The sequence below is a fragment of the Amycolatopsis sp. CA-211722 genome (genome assembly GCF_056828465.1).
Genome location: NZ_CP184752.1, coordinates 7,421,896 through 7,437,821, shown reverse-complemented (window position 1 = coordinate 7,437,821; position 15,926 = coordinate 7,421,896). Strand labels below are relative to the sequence as shown.

The window sequence follows — 15,926 nt, the reverse complement described above, 5'->3', positions numbered from 1 at the left end:
CGGACCTGCCCGAAGGAGCACGTGTGTCCATTTGGAAAAGGCTTCGCGCACGAGCCGGCGCGAGTCCTAACACCAAGGCCGAAGCCTCGACCGGGATCGAGCGGACCCCCGCCGGCCACGTCGAGGTCGTTCACTTGGCGGGCGCCGTGCCCCACCGGGCCCGTCTGTTCGCGTCGTCGCTGGCGCAGGATCCGCACCACCGGTTGCTGGTCGTCGACCTGCCCGAGCGCGAGCTGGAAGAACTCGCCGGTGTGCTCCCGGTGGGAACGCGAGGAGTGCGCCTGGTTCCCGTCCCGTCGGGGCAGGACCTTTCGTGGGTGGACGGCCAGTCCCTGGCGGAAACCCTCGGGAGCGCGGTCCTTCTCCCGCACGGGACGGTACGGCCCTCGCACGCGGGTGTGTCTTTCGACGACCCGCTCACCGACGGCCGCTGGGTGCGGTACCGCCCCGGAGCCGAGGCGACCTGGGCGGGCCGGAGGTTGCCGCAGCCGTCCTGGGACGTGCCGGGCTCCTTGGCCGAGACGCAGATGCTCGAAAAGGACGTTGTCGCCGAACCGCTGCCGTCGGGCGTCTGGCTGCGGGCGGCGGGCGACGACCGGTGGATCCGCGCCGCCCGGGCCCGGCTGACTCGCTGGGTACCTTGCCGGTCCGACGAGATCCTCGTCGCGCTCGGCGCCGAAGGCCTGGCGCCCTTGCCGATCGACGTGGTTTCGCGATGGTGGGAATCCTTCGTCGGGCCGCGTCGGGAACTGTTCCGCTTCGTCCAATTCGGACCGGTGCGGACCGCCGCCGGGAAGTCCATGGGACAGGCACTTTCCGACTCGACCGACGCGGAGATCGTCGTCTACTGTGGCCTGCCGGTGCATTCGGTCAACGGTCCCGAAGTCGTCGCGCTGCGGCCCGACGGCTCCCACGGCTGGTCGATGTTCGCCCACACCTTGGCCTACCGGCCACACAGTACGGACGAGACCGGCCAGGCGGCACCGGTCCTGCGCGCGTACCGGAAACCGATACCGAGGCTGCCGAAGGTCGCCGCGGGGATCTACCGGTACGACTCGGACACCGTGGTCGAGGTCGTGCCGGCGGGATTGTGGGTCCGTGGCGAGGACGAGCCCGCTTACAGCGACTTCGTACGCACCCTGCCACCGGACCCGCAGGCACCGACCGTGTTCCACAACGCGTCTGACGGGGAGATGACCGCGCATCACTGGCAGAGCGCGGAAGAAGTGGCCGAGAGGCTACGGCAGACCACCGGAACGGCGGTGCGGGTGGTGCCCACCGACGGCATCGAACCCGCCCCGTCGACCAGTTGGGTGGCTCACCCCGGAAAACGGGAGGCGTCCGGTGAACCGAAGATCGCCACTCCGGTCGCCGATGATCAGGCAGAGGTGGAAGAGCCGCTGGTCCTCTTGATGCAACTCGTCGGCGGGAATCAGGACGCGGACACCGAAGACTCCGGGGCGCCTGGTCTCGGCATGGCCGTTCTCGAAGTGGACCCGCCTGCTGAATCCGGCGAAGCCGAAGACCCCGAGCCGATCCACGCCGCCCTGGACGACGCGTTCGTGCCGGAGCAGGGCGCTCCCGCCGACTCCGTGCCGGACCCCGACCGCGATCGCGCGCTCATCAGGGAGACCTGGCCGGAACATTTCGCCGGTGCGGCGGAAGCAGAAGATCAGGACGCGTTCACCGATCTGATGGCGGCGCGGTTGCACCTCGGTCCGTTGGGCCGTGAAGCCGGGATGGACGCGACCGGTCCGCTGGCCGCGCTCGGCAGGCGCGCGGCGGAAGCGATCGTCGACCTGCCCCGGCACCGAGGGGCGACGGCCGCGGCGGTCGCCCCGGACAGGGACCAGTGGGCGTCGCTCGACGGGCGTGCCGTCCTGGTCGAGCCGGGCGTCTGCGCGATGTCCCTCGCGCCTCCGCCGATCGGGGCCGGGACCACCGATCTGCTCGTCTGGTCCATGTCCGGACGGTTGGTGGAACGGCCCGATGGAGACGGGAAAGGGGTCGTCTTCCCGCCTGGTACCTCGTTCGCGGTCCTCGACGTCGTCGAACCGGCGGACGGCCTTCGAGGACGAGTGCTGCTGAGGGAACTGAGCGATCGCGAGCTCGAAAAGCGCGCGCGTTCACTGGACGACCTGATCCTGTCGTCGCTGCGGCAGTCCGCCGAACGCTGGCGCCGGACCGAAACCGGTGAGCCGACGCCGGACGGCGAGGTCGGCCGCGTGCCGGGCATGTCCGCCGGATCCGTGCTCGAAGGGAGCCTCAGCCGATGACCGGGAAGCAGGACACGGCGCCGACCCTGGTCGAGTTGTTCGACGGCGGCGAGGTGAAGCTGCTGCTCGATCCCGCCTGGGCCGCGGAGAACGAGGACGACGCCGAGCCGCCACCGGACGCCATCCTGGGCGGCTGGGCCGTGACCGCCGACGGGATGTGGACCCGGTTCCGGTCCAATCCCGACTACCGGCCGCGGTCCGCCGACGCACCGCTGGATCCGGTGGACGCCGTGCTCCGCGCGATGGCCCGCGGCACCGGCGAAGACCTCACCGACGACCTGACCTCCACCCTGTTCGACACGGTGTTCGGGGTGGCCGTCGACGAGGAGAACGTCGCCCTGGTGCGAAGCGCGCCGGACGGTGTCTCCTCGGTCCTGGCCACCACCGCGTACGGGCACCGCGCCCTGCTCGACGTTCCCGGCTGGGTGGAGGTGACCTTGCCCCAGCTGGCGGCCGCGTTGCCCGAAACCGGGGTGGACGTCCTGCTCAATCCCGGATCCCCGGCGGCGATGCGGGTGCGGGCCGACGTGATCAGGGCGACCGCCGAGTCACCGGACGGTGTCCTCGACGCGGAGAAGCGGTGAATCAGGCGGATGGTGCTCCCGTCTCGAACTCGCCGTTGAGCAAAGCCTTCGACAGTTCGATCCGTGACCGGTGGCCGGTTCGGGAGGCGAGCCTGCTCAGCCTACCTTCGACGCTCTTCTCACTGGTGCGCAAGGCCGACGCGAGTTGCTTGTTGCTCAGGCCCTCGGACATCAGCACCGCGAGCAGATGTTCGTTCTCCGCGACGGCTTCCTGACGGCCGGGCACCGGAATACCGCGTTCACGCATGATGCTGCGGGTCCGCGCGCGTACGAGCAGGCAACCGTGCGCACCGAGGGTCTCGTAGACCTCGCTGAGCCCGTCGGGATCGGCGACCCCGTGTTTGATCAACTTGGCCTGGATCTTGGTCTGTTCGAGCGGCTGCCCGCGTTCACCGCAGCGGCGCAGGCATTCGGCCGCCGCCGCGCGATCACCGGTCACGATCGCGCGGACGAACAGCGCGTGGACGACGTTGCGGACGGTCGGGGTGGTTTCCGCGAGCCGTTCGATGTCGGCGAGGCAGCGTTCCGCGGTCGCGCGATCGCCCAGATCGATCGTCAGGTCGGCCAGCAGGGCCCAGACGAGGTCCAGGCCGATGACGATCCCGCGTGCTTCGGCGTAGGCGAGGGCGGTGCGCACTTTCGCTGCCGCGCTCACCGGATCGCCGAGCAGTAGGTCGTATTCCGCGTCGGCGAGATCCAGCAGGTGCGCGAGCACGGGGTTCGTCGACCGTGCGTTGGCGAGCAGTTGCCGGGCGGTGGCGAATTTCCCGCAGGAGGCCAGCATCGAAACGATCAGATGGTGCATGCCGCTGTAGCCGGCGTCGAAACCGCCACTGGACCGGTAGGCGAGGGCGCGGCGCGCGATGTCGGTCGCCGAGTCGATGTCACCCTTCAGCGCGGCGATCATCACCCGGCTGCTCGGCTGGAGCTCTTCCTCCGGCAGCTCCTCCTCGGCGAGCAGGCTTTCGGCGGGCCCGAGTTCACCGCTCGTCAGCAAACCCGCGACGTGCAGGTTGACCTGCTCGGCGTGATAGCGCCGAACGGTGCGCAGCGGCCACCCGGCCCGGTCTTCGATGGAGGTCTCGAAATAGCGCAGGTCGCCGACGCACAGCCGGGCGAAGCTGCGGTGGAGGCTCGCGAACATCGCGGACGTGGTGTTGCCCGCGGTCCACTGCTCGGCGCCTTCGGCCAGCAGCCGGTCGGTTTCGGCCCAGCGGTCGAGCATGCCGCACGCCAGCGCCCTGGTCACGAGCGTGGCTTCGGGGGTGCCCGGCCAGTGGTGGTGACCTTCGGCCAAGGTGGACAACGGCTCGGTCCGGGCCAGCCGCCCGAGCGCGACCACGGCCGCGGCCTGGAGTTCCTGCGCGGTCCCGGCGGAAAGGTGGTCGGCGAAGTTCTCCAGCAACCGCCGCGCCCCGTGCAGGCTTTCGGCGTACTTCCCCCGGGAATGGCAGATCGCCGTGTGGGTCAGGAGGATCATCATCCGCTGCGAACGGTTCTCGGCCAGTTCGACGGCGGCGCCGAGCCAGCGCAGCGCGACCTCCATCCGGTCTTCACTCGCCGCCGTGCTCTGCCGGAGCAGGTGCCCGAGAGCACGCCGCGAGTCGACGAGCTTGCCCGCGTCGACCACCCGGTCGCTCAGGTAGTCGGCATCCGGACAGGCCGCCGCACCCGTCCAGACCGCGGTGACCGCCTTCGCCGCGAACTGCTGCTTCGTGCAGGGCCCCATCCCCGCGATCAGCGAGGAGGCGATCTGCGGGATCACGAACCGCCAGCCGCCGTCCGCCCCCTTGTGCAGAATGCCGTGGCGGCGCAGGACTTCGAGGTCGCGGATCACTGCTTCCTCCGCCACCTCCAGCGCTTCGGCGGCCAGCACGGGCATGGCGGGCCCGAGGGGAGCGAGGACGGCCGCGGCTTCGGCGGTTCCGAGGACACTCGGACCGAGTCCCGCGCACATCTCGGTGATCCCTTCGCGGGACATCGGCGCGCCGGCTCGCGGAGCGGGCACCAGGTAGGCCCGTTTGTCCACGACCCTGACCTGGCCGAGCCGTTCGAGGTGCTCGTAGGCCTCGTGGAAGGCCGCGCGGACCCCGCGGCTCTGCGCGTGCAGGAAATCGACCAGTTCGGGTTCCGGGAGCACACTCGCGGTCGAGGTCACCTCCCGGCCGATCTCCGTCCTCGACATCGGACGCATCCGGAAATGGCGGACGAGACCGGATTTCCGGAGCTCGTCCACCGCTTCCGAGGCCACCGGCTCCAGCACGGGGGTCCGGACAGCGCACACGCAGCGGATCGTGCCACTCGCCGCGCGGCGGGTCAGGGCGGAGAGGATCGCGAGTGAGTCGGGGTCGACCCAGTGCGCGTCGTCGATCAGCAGGAACGACCGGCCGCCGGGTTGCTGCAGGGAAGCCAGCAACGCCGCCGCCGCCCGTTCGGCCACCGCCTGATCGGACCGGGCCCCCGCGACCGGGCCGAAGGAGGCCAGGGTCGGCTCCCGGGGAACGGACACCGGATCGGTCGAGCCGGTCCTGAACAGCGACGGCAGCACGTCCCCGCGCGCGGTGAACCGGACGGCGGAAACCCGCCCCCCGTCCTCGCGCACCCGGGTACCGAGTTCGGCGAGCGCCGTCGTGCGCCCGGCGCCGGCCCGGCCGGTCACCAGCACGAGCGGCTCGTCGGATTCGTTTACGGTATCGAACAGATCCTCCACGCCGAGAATCGTCGCCGACGAAGAGGCGGCTACGAGCCGTTCGTGGCCGTGCGAAGCGAAAATTTCCGGCGATTCTGCCCCTAGGAACGCCGGATGGATTCTCATGCCGGACTCGGCCGGTTGGAAAAAAGGGCGATTTCGTTCGCCGTGAACTCGTTCCTTCGGTCACCGGTATTCGTTTTCCGGTAGGTCATCCCATGGTGTCGGAGAATTGTCCCATCAGGCGAGACGTGGGTTTTGCCTGGTCGGGGCCCCGGCCCATACTGCGTTCCGGGAACTGATTCCCTGTGCCCTGGAAGAGGGGTGCGGGACAAGTGGCCGAGGTGATCGAATAGCATGGCTTGTCGTTGGTGGGAGCAGGAAACCAAGCCGAAACACCGCGTGAAGTCCGCGAAAGGATGCGGATGCCGGGCAGTTCCTGCGTCACCGTTGCCGGCCGAGGTGACGGCATCGGGTGCCCTTCGTGCTTTCGGTGAAATAGCTCTTTTCTCGAAGGTGGCGTGTCGATCCGATGGCAGCTCGGAGTAGCTCGTCCGGGTAGCGGGAGCGCCTCACTTGCTTTTTCGTCCATCGGTTCTGCCTGAAAGAACATCGGGCGGGCCCGCGGATGCCGATTTCGGTGGATAGAGATTTACTTGAGTCGTGGGTGGTGTGCTGGATATCCGGGTGATGTAGCGGAAAGGAACATGGGATGGCGCGGCAGGGCAATGGTTTTGTCGGACGCCGTGCGGAGTTGACCACGCTCGCCGGCGCGGCCGCCGTCGCCGCGGGCCCGGCGCCCTTGTCGGTGCTGTCCGGCGAGCGCGGCGCGGGCAAGTCGGCGACCTTGACCCAGCTCGGCCGTCGTTTACGCGAAGGAGGCGTCACCACCCTTTGCGTGTCGTGTGACAGTCCTCTTCCGGCTTGGGACCGTTACGGGATCACCTTGCTCGTCGCCGCGATCCGGGGCGCGTTCGAATCCTTCGCAGGTCGTCCACGGCTTTCCGAGGCTGTCGACGCCGTGGTCCGCCAGTGCCAGGAGGAGGCCTATGCCTCGGCCTGGGATCGTTACCGGCTGCTCAACGCCGTGGGTGGGTTGTTCGCCCGGCTCGGCGGGACGCGCCGGGTCGTGGTGCTTCTCGACGACGCGGATCTGCTGGCCGAGCCGGAACCGGTGCTCACCGCCCTGCAGCGGTTCGGCCGGCCGGTCGTGGCCGCCTGCACGCCCGGCGGACCGGTGGCCGGACGACTGCGCACCCTGGCGGACACCGTCGTCGAACTCGGGTCGCTCACCGGGGAAGAGTCCGAGAGGCTCCTGCGCAAGGCCATCGGCGCTCCGGTCGACATCGCGCTTCGGGACGCCGTGCGATCCGCGCTCGGTCCGCTCTGGGGGAATCCGGGGACCCTGCTGTCCACAGTGGCCGATCTGCGACGGCTGGGGCGGCTCGTTCCGGTCTGCGGGGCGGTCTGCCTCCGCGAGCCCGGCCGCGATGTCAGCCTCGCTCCGGACCACCACCTGCTGGAGACGGTCTCGGAGTTCGGCGCGGACGGACGGGATCTCGTGCTGCTCGCCGCTGGGCGGGGCGGCCTGGACATCGACGGCCTCCCGGTGCTCGCGATGGCGACGGGGGGTTCGCCCACCGGCTTCACCCGGCGCGCCGACGCGCTGGTCCGCGCCGGGGTGCTGCACACCCGCACCCCCGGCCGGTTGACCTGTCTCTGTCCCGCACTGGCCGCCTCGGTCGTCGAGCAGACCGGAGCGGACCGGGTCACCTGGTTGCACCGCATGATCGCGCGCCAGCTGCTCGACGCGCGGTCCCGGTACGCGCGCCCGATCTCCATCCTCGCCGAGCACGTCGTCGCCGCGGGCCGGGCGCTCGCGCCCCGCCCGGAACTCGTCGGCCTGCTTCGCGACGACGAGGTGCGGCTCCAGCCGTTCGACCGGTCGAAGCTGATCGCCCACCGCTATGCGTCCTGGTGGCACACCGAACCGGGTGGGGAACGTGATCGGGCGTGGACCGAACTGGTGCGCCTGCTGGCCCGTTCCGGTGCGCCGACCGAGCTGGCGGGCCTGCTCCTGGAACAGGACGGGGATTCCGGCGGGACACAGGTGGCGGCCGCGGCGATGGTGTCGCTCTGCGCGGGGACGGCGGTGTCCACCGAACCGCCGGTGGCGCAGGGCCCGGTCGTGAACCGGTGGCTGTCCGGTGCCCCCGTCCGGTTCGAAGACATCCTTGCGGGATTCGCCGTTCTCGGTGCCCCCGTCGCCGAGGTGGCGGTCGCGGACGCCCGGGTCGAAGCGGCCTGCGCCTCCGGCGACCTGGTCCCCGCGCTCGATCTGGTCCTCGGGCCGGACCACCGGCTGTCCGCGCACGGGCCGCTGGCGGCGTATCACCGCGTGTACGGCGGCTATCTCGACGGCGACTGGGACGAGGCGCTCAGCGCGGCCCGCGAGGTGGAGCTCGACCCCGCGTCGCCGGAACCACTGCGGACGCGGACGCGGCTGCTGGCGGCCGAGATCTGCGGCTGGCGCGGGGACGAACGCGGCGCCGCGGCCTGGCTCGACAAGGCGAAAGCGGCGGAGGTTTCCCCGTTGGCGTTGTGGGCGGCCAAGGGGCCGCGTGTCGTGAGCGGGACGGCGTCCGAAACCCTGGACGAAGGCTGGGCGCTTTACCGAGCGGGGGCGGGGCTGCCCGACGAAGCGGGGATCCTGCGCTCGCTCACGCGCTTGCTGCTCATCTCGGCGGAGTACCGGGAAGCGCACTGGATTCGCCGGTTGCGCTCCGAGGCCGACGCACAGCACGAGCGGTTCGGGTCGCTGTGGAGCGCCGAGGTCACCGCTCTCGCCCATGGCCTCGCCGAGGACGCGCGAGTCGGCTCGGCCGCCGTCGTGGAGCTGGTCCGGGCCAGGGGAGACCGGTTCGGGCTGGCCACCGTCTGCCTGGCGGTGGGCAGGATCGCCGACGAACCGCTCGAACTGCTCACCGAAGCCTACGAGATCGCCCAGGATCTGGGCGCGACCAAACTGGCGGCGGCCGTCCGGCAGGCGATGGCCGACCGCGGCCTGACGGTGCCGGTCGTCCGGGCCAAGAGCCTCGAACTGTCCGAGATCGAGGTGCGCATCATCGGGTTCGTCCGGCAGGGACGGACGAACCGGCAGATCGCCGGGAGCCTCCAGATGAGCGAGAAGACCGTCGAAAAGTACCTCACCCGGCTCTACAGCAAGGTGGGCTGCCGCAACCGGTACGGCTTGGCGACGTCCGATCTGGACGGCTGGACCGAGCAGGTCGGGGCATGAGCACGCGAACCGGGGCAGGCCCGGAGGAGGAACGCGGAACGTGAACCAGAACGTCATCATGGTCGCGCAGGGGCCGGGCAACGGCTACCGGCGCATCGGCGACGCGGTGGCCGCCGCCCCGCACGGCGCGGTGATCGTCGTGGGGCCGGGCCGGTACGCCGAGAACCTGGTGCTCACCAGGCCGGTCACGATCACCGCCGAGGACGGGCTCGGTTCGGTGCGGGTGGCCCCGCCCTCGGGGGTCGCGGTGATCCTCGACTCGGATTCCGCGGCACTCGCCGGGCTGACGATCGCCTCGGCCGACGAGGAGAATCCCGCGATCCTGGTCGCTCGCGGACAGTTGAGCGTCTCGGAATGCGCGGTGCGGGCGGAGGGCTGGACGACCGTGTTCGCCGCGGCGCAGGGCACCCTCCTCATGCGGAACTGCGAGATCGGCAACTCCGTCGGCGCGGGGGTGGTCGTCACCTCACCCGAAGGCGGAGTGCTCGACGCCTGCCGCCTGGAAGCGCTCGGGACCTCCGGGGTCGTCGTCGCGGAGGACGGGGTGCTGCTCATGCGCTCCTGCTCCGTCGACACCGCGGCGGGCAACGGGATCTGCCTCAACGGACGCGGAAAGCTGACCGTCGAGGACACGACGGTCGCCCGCGCCGCGAAGCCCGCGGTCGCCGTCGAGCAGGAGGCGACGCTCACCGCCACCCGGCTGACCGTGTCCGACGCCGAAACCGTCGGGTTCTATCTCGCGAGCTCGAAACCGGTGGTGCTGGAGGAGTGCGTGGTCGAGCGATCGGCGGCCGACGGCATCTTCGTGGCGGAGGGATGCGCTCCGGTGCTGCGGGGCTGCGCCGTGCGGACCGCCGTCAACCACGGCGTGCACTACACCGGCCGTGCGGCGGGGACCGCCACCGGCACCGAAGTGTCCGATGTGGACGGAGTGGGCATCGGCGTGAGCGCCCGGAGCGTGCCCGAATTCGACCGGGTCACCGTTTCCGCCTGCACGATCGCGGGGGTGCGCGTCGACGACGGCGCCGATCCGTTCTTCCGCCGCCTGCGAGTGCTCGGCTGTGACGGTGCCTCCGTCGAGATGACCGGTGCGGCCAGGGGAACTTGGGAAAACCTCGAAATCGAGGAAGGCCGCGGCGTGGGGATCATGGTGACCGACGGGGCCCGTCCGTCGGTCACCGGCTTGAGCCTGAGCCGCACGGCGGACGCCGGGGTGCGCGTGCTGGGTGCCGCGCTGACCCTGACCGACAGCGCCTTGTCCGGCACCGGTGCTGAAGGGGTGCACGCGGGCTCCGGGGCGGACGTGTCGGTGACCGGGAGCCGGGTCCACGGCAGCGCGGGAGCCGGTTGCCTGTTCGCCGACGGCGCCTCGGGCACCATCACCGATTCGGAGTTCACCGGTGGATCGGCCGACGGGATCCGGCTGGACACCGAAGAAGCGGTCCGCGTTTCCGGCTGCACGGTTCGCGACAACCACGCGAGCGGGTTGCGCCAGACCCATCCGAATCCGGCCATCGAGGTGCATGGTCTCGTCTCCGGCGGCAATCTGGCTCCCGACGCCTACGGCACTTCCGCTTCGGCGGGCGCGGCGGCTCCCGCCGCGCGGCCGGATCAGCCGGCGGCGGCCGCCCGGAACAGCGTGGCGGACCCGCTGGCCGAGATGCAGACGCTGGTCGGCCTCGCCGGGGTCAAACGGGAGGTCAACTCCCTGATCAACCTCAACAAGATGGCGCAGCGCCGCAAGGACGCGGGGCTCTCGGCGCCGCCGATGGCGCGCCACCTGGTCTTCGCCGGGGCACCGGGCACCGGGAAGACGACCGTCGCCCGGCTCTACGGTCAGGTGCTCGCGCAGCTGGGCGTCCTTCGCAAGGGACATCTGATCGAGGTCGCGAGGGCTGATCTGGTCGCGCAGATCATCGGCGGTACGGCGATCAAGACGACCGAAGCCTTCAACACCGCGCTCGGCGGGGTGCTGTTCATCGACGAGGCGTACACGCTGAGCTCCGGTTCGGGCAAGGGCGGGACCGGCCCGGACTTCGGCCGTGAGGCGATCGACACCCTGGTCAAGCTCATGGAGGACCATCGCGACGACGTCGTGGTGATCGCCGCCGGCTACTCGAACGAGATGCTGAGTTTCCTCGAGGCCAACCCCGGGATGGAGTCGCGGTTCAGCCGCACGATCGAGTTCGCCAACTACACGCCGGACGAACTGGTGACGATCGTGCGGGTGCAGTGCGCGAAGCACGACTACCGGCTGACCGAGGACGCCGTCGAAGTCCTGCTCAAGTACTTCGACGCGATCCCGAAGGACGGCACGTTCGGCAACGGCCGGACCGCGCGCCGGGTGTTCGAGCGGATGACCGATCGCCAGGCCTCGCGGCTGGCCGAGATCGACGATCCCTCCTCGGCCGACATGACGTTGCTGACCGCGGCCGACGTCGAAACCTGAGAGACCGGACCGGACACGGCGCCACCCGGCGCCGGAGCTGGAAAAGCTGGAGCGAGAAGATGGCTGAAGATTCCGCGGCCGCGCTGGTCGCCGACCGCTGCGGGGCGCACCTGCTCGTGCGGGAGCGCCATGAAACCGTGGACCACGCGGGACGGTTCGCGTGGCCGCCCGTCGTGGACGGGCAGTTGTTCGTGCTGGTCTCGCCGGTCGCCGCCAGAAATCCTTCGGTCTTCGGTGTCCTCCCGGATCTGGTGGGGGTCGCCCGGCGGGAGACCGGCGCCCTCACCGTCCGGATCGGACTTCCCAGGCTGGGCGCGCACACGGCGATCGCGCAGCGGCTCGCCGACCGGCTCGGTACCGACCTGTTCGCCGCGGACGGCGGCTTCCTCGACCGGCCGGGCGCGGCCCTGTTCGCCGGGCACGGGACCGGCGGTACCGGCTGGCGCCTGTTCCGGCCGGGGCAGGGGGCCGAGTTCGGCGGGATGCGGCATCCGCGGCCCGGGTGGGAGCTCGCCGTGGCCGCTCAGCCGTTCGTGCGGGGACCGGTCGCGGTGGAGCCGGTACCCGCCGGGCTGGTCGTCCGCGACCTGCGGACGGCTCCCACGAAGCTGTCCGACCCGGTGGCTTGGATTCCGGTGGACCCACGCGCGCCCCGGGTGTTCGTCGGCGGTCAGGGGGTGGCGCCTTCCCCCGCGGCGGTCGCCGAGGTGCTCCGATCGCTGCCGGAGTCCTTCGTGCTCGTCCCGGGGGAACCCGCGGTGGCGGGTTACGCGTGGCTCGCGGAGACCACCTTGCGCCTCGGCCGGGACCTCGTGACCGTTCCGGGCGGGTTCTCGACCGCGGGGCCCGGGAACCGGCCGCCGCGGACGCGGTTCCCGTCGTTCGCCACCTTGCTCCGCCAGCCGATGGGCGGCGGGGACCAGGTGGTCCTCGACGTCGTGCCTCCTCCCGCCGGTTGGGAGCGGGTCGGTCCCAGCACCTACGGGCTGGGTGACGTGCGGGCCGACGTCGTGCCCTCGGGCCTGGTCGTCCGCTCCGGTGCGGCGGACCCGGCCTCGACCGCGCTGCCCTTCGATCCGGCAGGCTGGACCCTGCAGCTGGGCACCCCCGGATTCCGGGTCGACCGCGCTCTTCTGCACGCGGTGGAGAAGCTGCTGTCCGGGCTGGACCCCGCCTTGCGGGCACGGGCCAGGTTCCGCGTCGCCGGCGAGCCGGACGACTCGACCAGGGCGGTCCTCTCCCGGCTCGCCGCGCCGGGCGGTCCCTCGACGGCGAAGGCCGCACCGCACCGGAATCCGGTGCCCGTCGACCCCGCACCCGCAGCCCCGGCGCCCATCGCTCAGGCTCCGGCCGCCCCGGCGGCGGAACCGGTCACGCCCGCCGCACCGCCGCACGCTCCGGCTGTGCCGAGCGCGGCCGCGGCGGCGAGGATCGCGACGATGTCGGCGATGCCCATTCCGACGGTCTCCGGAATGCCGGGGACCCGGCCCGGCCCCGCCGAGGAGGCGCCTCCGGCACGCAGGGAGGAGCCCGCTCCGCCACCGCCCGCCGAACCGCGGCCGGTCACCCCACCGGCGACCGGTGGTCCCGCCAGCGCGCCGGACCCGTCGCCCTACCCGCCCGAACCGCTCGTGCCGCCCGCCGCGCAAGGCTCTCCCGGACTTGCCGGGACTGATCCGGCGCCGGGCGCACCGCCCGTCCCGGTGGCGCCGCGGCGCGACCCGCTCTCGGTGGCTCCGGGACCGACGCCGCTGGCGGTCGCCGACCGGGGCAGCAAAGCGACGGAGCAGGCCAGTTTCACCGCGGCGGCCGGGCACGACTTCAGCGAGGCCTTGGCCACCGTCAACGCGGCGCTGGCGACCTGGCCGTCGATGCGGCAGGACGATTCGGCCGGGGTGAAGGCCGATTACGCCGCGGTGTGCCTGTTCCTGGGCGAAGGCCGTGGTGGAGCGCAGGCTGTCAACGGAGCTGTCCGGTCCGGCCAGGAGAACGGCTTGCCCGGTCAGCTCGAGTGCCTCTCCTCGGGGATCCGCCGCCTGCCGATGCACCGGCGGCCGGTCCTGCGCCAGAGCCGGTCCGACGAGCCGGTCGAACCGGGCTCGGTCCACGTCGAGCCCGGATTCCTCACGGCGAGTCTCGACCTGGACGTCACGGTCACCGACGCCGCGGTCGACGTGCTGATCTGGCCCGCCACGGCCCGGCGCACCACGGAGCTGCTGGGCCAGCGAACACCGGACGAAGTGGTGTTCGGTGCCGGAGCGCGGTTCAAGGCGCTGGCGGTGCGCCGCGCCGACGACAGCGAGGATCCGGACGTCGAGGGCCCCCGGGCTCCGCGGATCGCTGTCCTCCTGCGCGAACTGGCGCCGGGCGAGGTCCCCGGCGACACCACCGAACTCGACGAACGCGATCAACGGGCGCTCGGCAAGCTCGACGCGGTGCTGGCCCGGCGGCGGAAGAACACCCTCCGGCTGGTGGAAGGTCCGGGGGCGGTCGCCCGGTTGACCAGCCCACTCGTTGAGTGGGACGCCGAGACCATGGCGGCGCCGGGACGGGCGGGCGGGCATTCGACCGTGATGGCGTCATGAGACCGCCACGGTTGCTCGAAACGACGGCGAGCTTGGCGGCCGTCGTCCTCCTCACCGTCCTCTCCGGTGCCCCGGCCTTCGCGCAGCAGCCTCCGCAGCCGCTGCCGACCGACCAGAAAGGCTGCCTCGGTCCGCCTCAAGGGACCGAACGGTCCGCGCCGTGGGCCCAGCAACGGCTGGCACCGGAACGGGTCTGGCCGCTGACCACCGGAGCCGGGATCACCGTCGGCATCGTCGACTCGGGGGTGGACGGCGGTTCACCACAGCTTTCGGGCGGGAAGGTGACCGCCGGGGTCGACGTCACGGCCCCAGGCGGGCGGGCGGATACGGACTGCTACGGCCACGGCACGTTCGTGGCGGGGATCATCGCGGCCTCGCGGGACACCACCACCGGGTTCGCCGGTGTCGCGCCCGGCGCGTCGATCCTGCCGATCCGGTGCGCCAAACTCGGCGAGGACGGCTCCGCGCCGGTCCTGACGGCGGCGTCGCTGGGCGACGGCATCCGGGCGGCCGTGGACGGCGGCGCGCGCGTGATCAACGTGTCCGCCAGCACGACGGTGGACGATCCGAAACTGTCCAGCGCGGTGTCGTACGCGGCGAATCGCGACGTGGTGGTGGTCGCTTCCGCGGCCAACAGCGCGCAACAGGGCGATCCGGTGACCTATCCCGCCGCGTACCCCGGGGTCATCGCGGTGGGAGCGATCGACCGGGACGGCAAGCACGCCGACTTCTCCCAGACCGGGTCCTTCCTGTCGCTCGTCGCCCCCGGTGTCGGGGTGACGAGCATCGGCCCCGGCGGGCCGGGGCAGTGGCAGGGCACCGGGACGAGCTACTCGGCGCCGTTCGTCGCCGGCGCCGCGGCGCTGGTCCGGGCCTACCATCCGAAGCTCAGCGCGGGCCAGGTCAAGCATCGGCTCCAGGTGACCGCCGATCCGCCCGCGGCCGCTCGTCCCGATCCCGGGCTTGGCTGGGGCACGGTGAACGTCGTGGCGGCCGTGACCAGGGTGCTCCCGGAGGAGGCCGGTGTCCTGAGGCAGCTGGCGAGCCCGCCGCCGATGGGTCCCGTACCCGACCCCGAAGGCGAGGGGAACGGCCAAGTGGTCGCGGTCCTCAGCCTGGTCGTCGCGGGAGTACTGGCCCTCGTGCTGGTGCCGGCCCTCCGGCTGATGCGCGGCGGCAGGGAACGGAACTGGGCGGTGCGGCGGACGGTGCGCGTCCGGTCGCGTGAAACTGGTCCTTGAGAACCAGCCGTCGGTGCGCCGGTCGGGCGATAGAGGTCAAGTGAAGTGTGCGAGCCCAGGCTTTCCTCACTGGTGAAATCAGTCAGAGGGAGGCAGTCGTGGAGAGCGCCGAGGTCTTGGTGCACGCGCCCGACCCGTTCACGGCGTCCGGCGTCCGGACCCTGCTCGAACGGTCGCCTCACCTGCACGTTCGTGTCGACGACCCCGAGCAGGACCGGGTCGACGCCCCGGACGTCACGGTGGTGGCGGTGGAGGGGGTCGCCGGTGTCGAGGTGTTCGCCTACCTCCGGCGGCTGCAGAACCGGCTCGGTGCCGACGCGGCGCTGAAGTGCGTGGTGGTCTGCCGGGAGTTTCGCGAGGAGGACATCCTCACCGCCGTGGAATGCGGTGTGGTGGCCTTCCTGCACCGCCAGGACGTCACCAACACCTCCCTCACCGCGATGGTCACCGCGGTGAGCAGGGGAGCGGCATTCCTGCCGGGCTCGCTCCAGGGCACCCTGCTCGAACGGTTGAACTGGTTGCGGACCGAGGTCCTCGATCCGGAGGGGCTGACGCTGTCCGGTCTCGAAGACCGTGAACTCGCGGTGCTCCGGCTCATCGCCGACGGCTACCAGACCGAGGAGATGGCGGATCTGCTGCCTTACTCCGAGGGCACGATCAAGAACGTCCTCTACGGCTTCATCAACCGGATGGGACTGAATTCGCGGGCGCACGCGGTGGCGTACGCCTTCCGGACAGGCGCGATATGAGGCGCTCCAGGTGATTCAGGGGCAGCGGATGTCGCATTCGGACAACAGATACAGC

8 protein-coding genes are annotated in these 15,926 nt (G+C 71.3%); 7 read left to right on the top strand and 1 reads right to left on the bottom strand.

Annotated elements, in window-relative coordinates; genetic code table 11:
* Window positions 1–23: 23 nt before the first annotated feature.
* Window positions 24–2,276 carry a hypothetical protein gene (locus tag ACOCEP_RS34525; RefSeq protein WP_482333592.1) on the top strand — a complete coding sequence of 751 codons (2,253 nt, stop codon included), beginning with the start codon at window positions 24–26 and terminating at the stop codon, window positions 2,274–2,276.
* Window positions 2,273–2,860, top strand: coding sequence for a type VII secretion system-associated protein (locus ACOCEP_RS34520; protein WP_482333591.1), 588 nt, complete (start codon window positions 2,273–2,275; stop codon window positions 2,858–2,860). Before ACOCEP_RS34525 ends, ACOCEP_RS34520 begins: the two co-directional genes overlap by 4 nt.
* A gap of 1 nt (window position 2,861) precedes the next feature.
* Here ACOCEP_RS34520 and ACOCEP_RS34515 read toward each other — a convergent pair whose 3' ends face one another.
* A complete protein-coding gene (locus ACOCEP_RS34515; RefSeq protein ID WP_482333590.1) occupies window positions 2,862–5,570 on the bottom strand; it encodes an AAA family ATPase in 2,709 nt (902 codons plus the stop codon).
* Between the two features lie 691 nt (window positions 5,571–6,261).
* Here ACOCEP_RS34515 and ACOCEP_RS34510 point away from each other — a divergent pair.
* The 5 genes from ACOCEP_RS34510 (at window position 6,262) to ACOCEP_RS34490 (ending at window position 15,871) form a co-directional block, all read left to right on the top strand.
* Window positions 6,262–8,847, top strand: coding sequence for a helix-turn-helix transcriptional regulator (locus tag ACOCEP_RS34510; protein WP_482333589.1), 2,586 nt, complete (start codon window positions 6,262–6,264; stop codon window positions 8,845–8,847).
* Between the two features lie 40 nt (window positions 8,848–8,887).
* Window positions 8,888–11,296 carry a right-handed parallel beta-helix repeat-containing protein gene (locus tag ACOCEP_RS34505; RefSeq protein WP_191260009.1) on the top strand — a complete coding sequence of 803 codons (2,409 nt, stop codon included), beginning with the start codon at window positions 8,888–8,890 and terminating at the stop codon, window positions 11,294–11,296.
* A 59-nt stretch (window positions 11,297–11,355) separates the two neighbouring features.
* The gene (locus ACOCEP_RS34500; protein ID WP_482333588.1) at window positions 11,356–13,881 is read left to right on the top strand and encodes a hypothetical protein; all 2,526 of its coding nucleotides are present in this window, start codon (window positions 11,356–11,358) and stop codon (window positions 13,879–13,881) included.
* Entirely contained in the window at window positions 13,878–15,122 is a 1,245-nt protein-coding gene (mycP, locus tag ACOCEP_RS34495) for a type VII secretion-associated serine protease mycosin (RefSeq protein ID WP_482333586.1), read from the top strand. The genes ACOCEP_RS34500 and mycP overlap by 4 nt, the downstream gene beginning before the upstream one ends.
* A gap of 98 nt (window positions 15,123–15,220) precedes the next feature.
* On the top strand, window positions 15,221–15,871 hold the full coding sequence (locus ACOCEP_RS34490; protein WP_482333584.1) for a helix-turn-helix transcriptional regulator: 651 nt from the start codon (window positions 15,221–15,223) through the stop codon (window positions 15,869–15,871).
* Window positions 15,872–15,926 lie beyond the last annotated feature (55 nt).

What these genes read in the sequence shown, in the direction of transcription:
- mycP (WP_482333586.1), top strand. Translation starts at nt 13,878, where the DNA reads ATGAGACCGCCACGGTTGCTCGAAACGACGGCGAGCTTGGCGGCCGTC.
- ACOCEP_RS34510 (WP_482333589.1), top strand. Translation starts at nt 6,262, where the DNA reads ATGGCGCGGCAGGGCAATGGTTTTGTCGGACGCCGTGCGGAGTTGACC.
- ACOCEP_RS34520 (WP_482333591.1), top strand. Translation starts at nt 2,273, where the DNA reads ATGACCGGGAAGCAGGACACGGCGCCGACCCTGGTCGAGTTGTTCGAC.
- ACOCEP_RS34500 (WP_482333588.1), top strand. Translation starts at nt 11,356, where the DNA reads ATGGCTGAAGATTCCGCGGCCGCGCTGGTCGCCGACCGCTGCGGGGCG.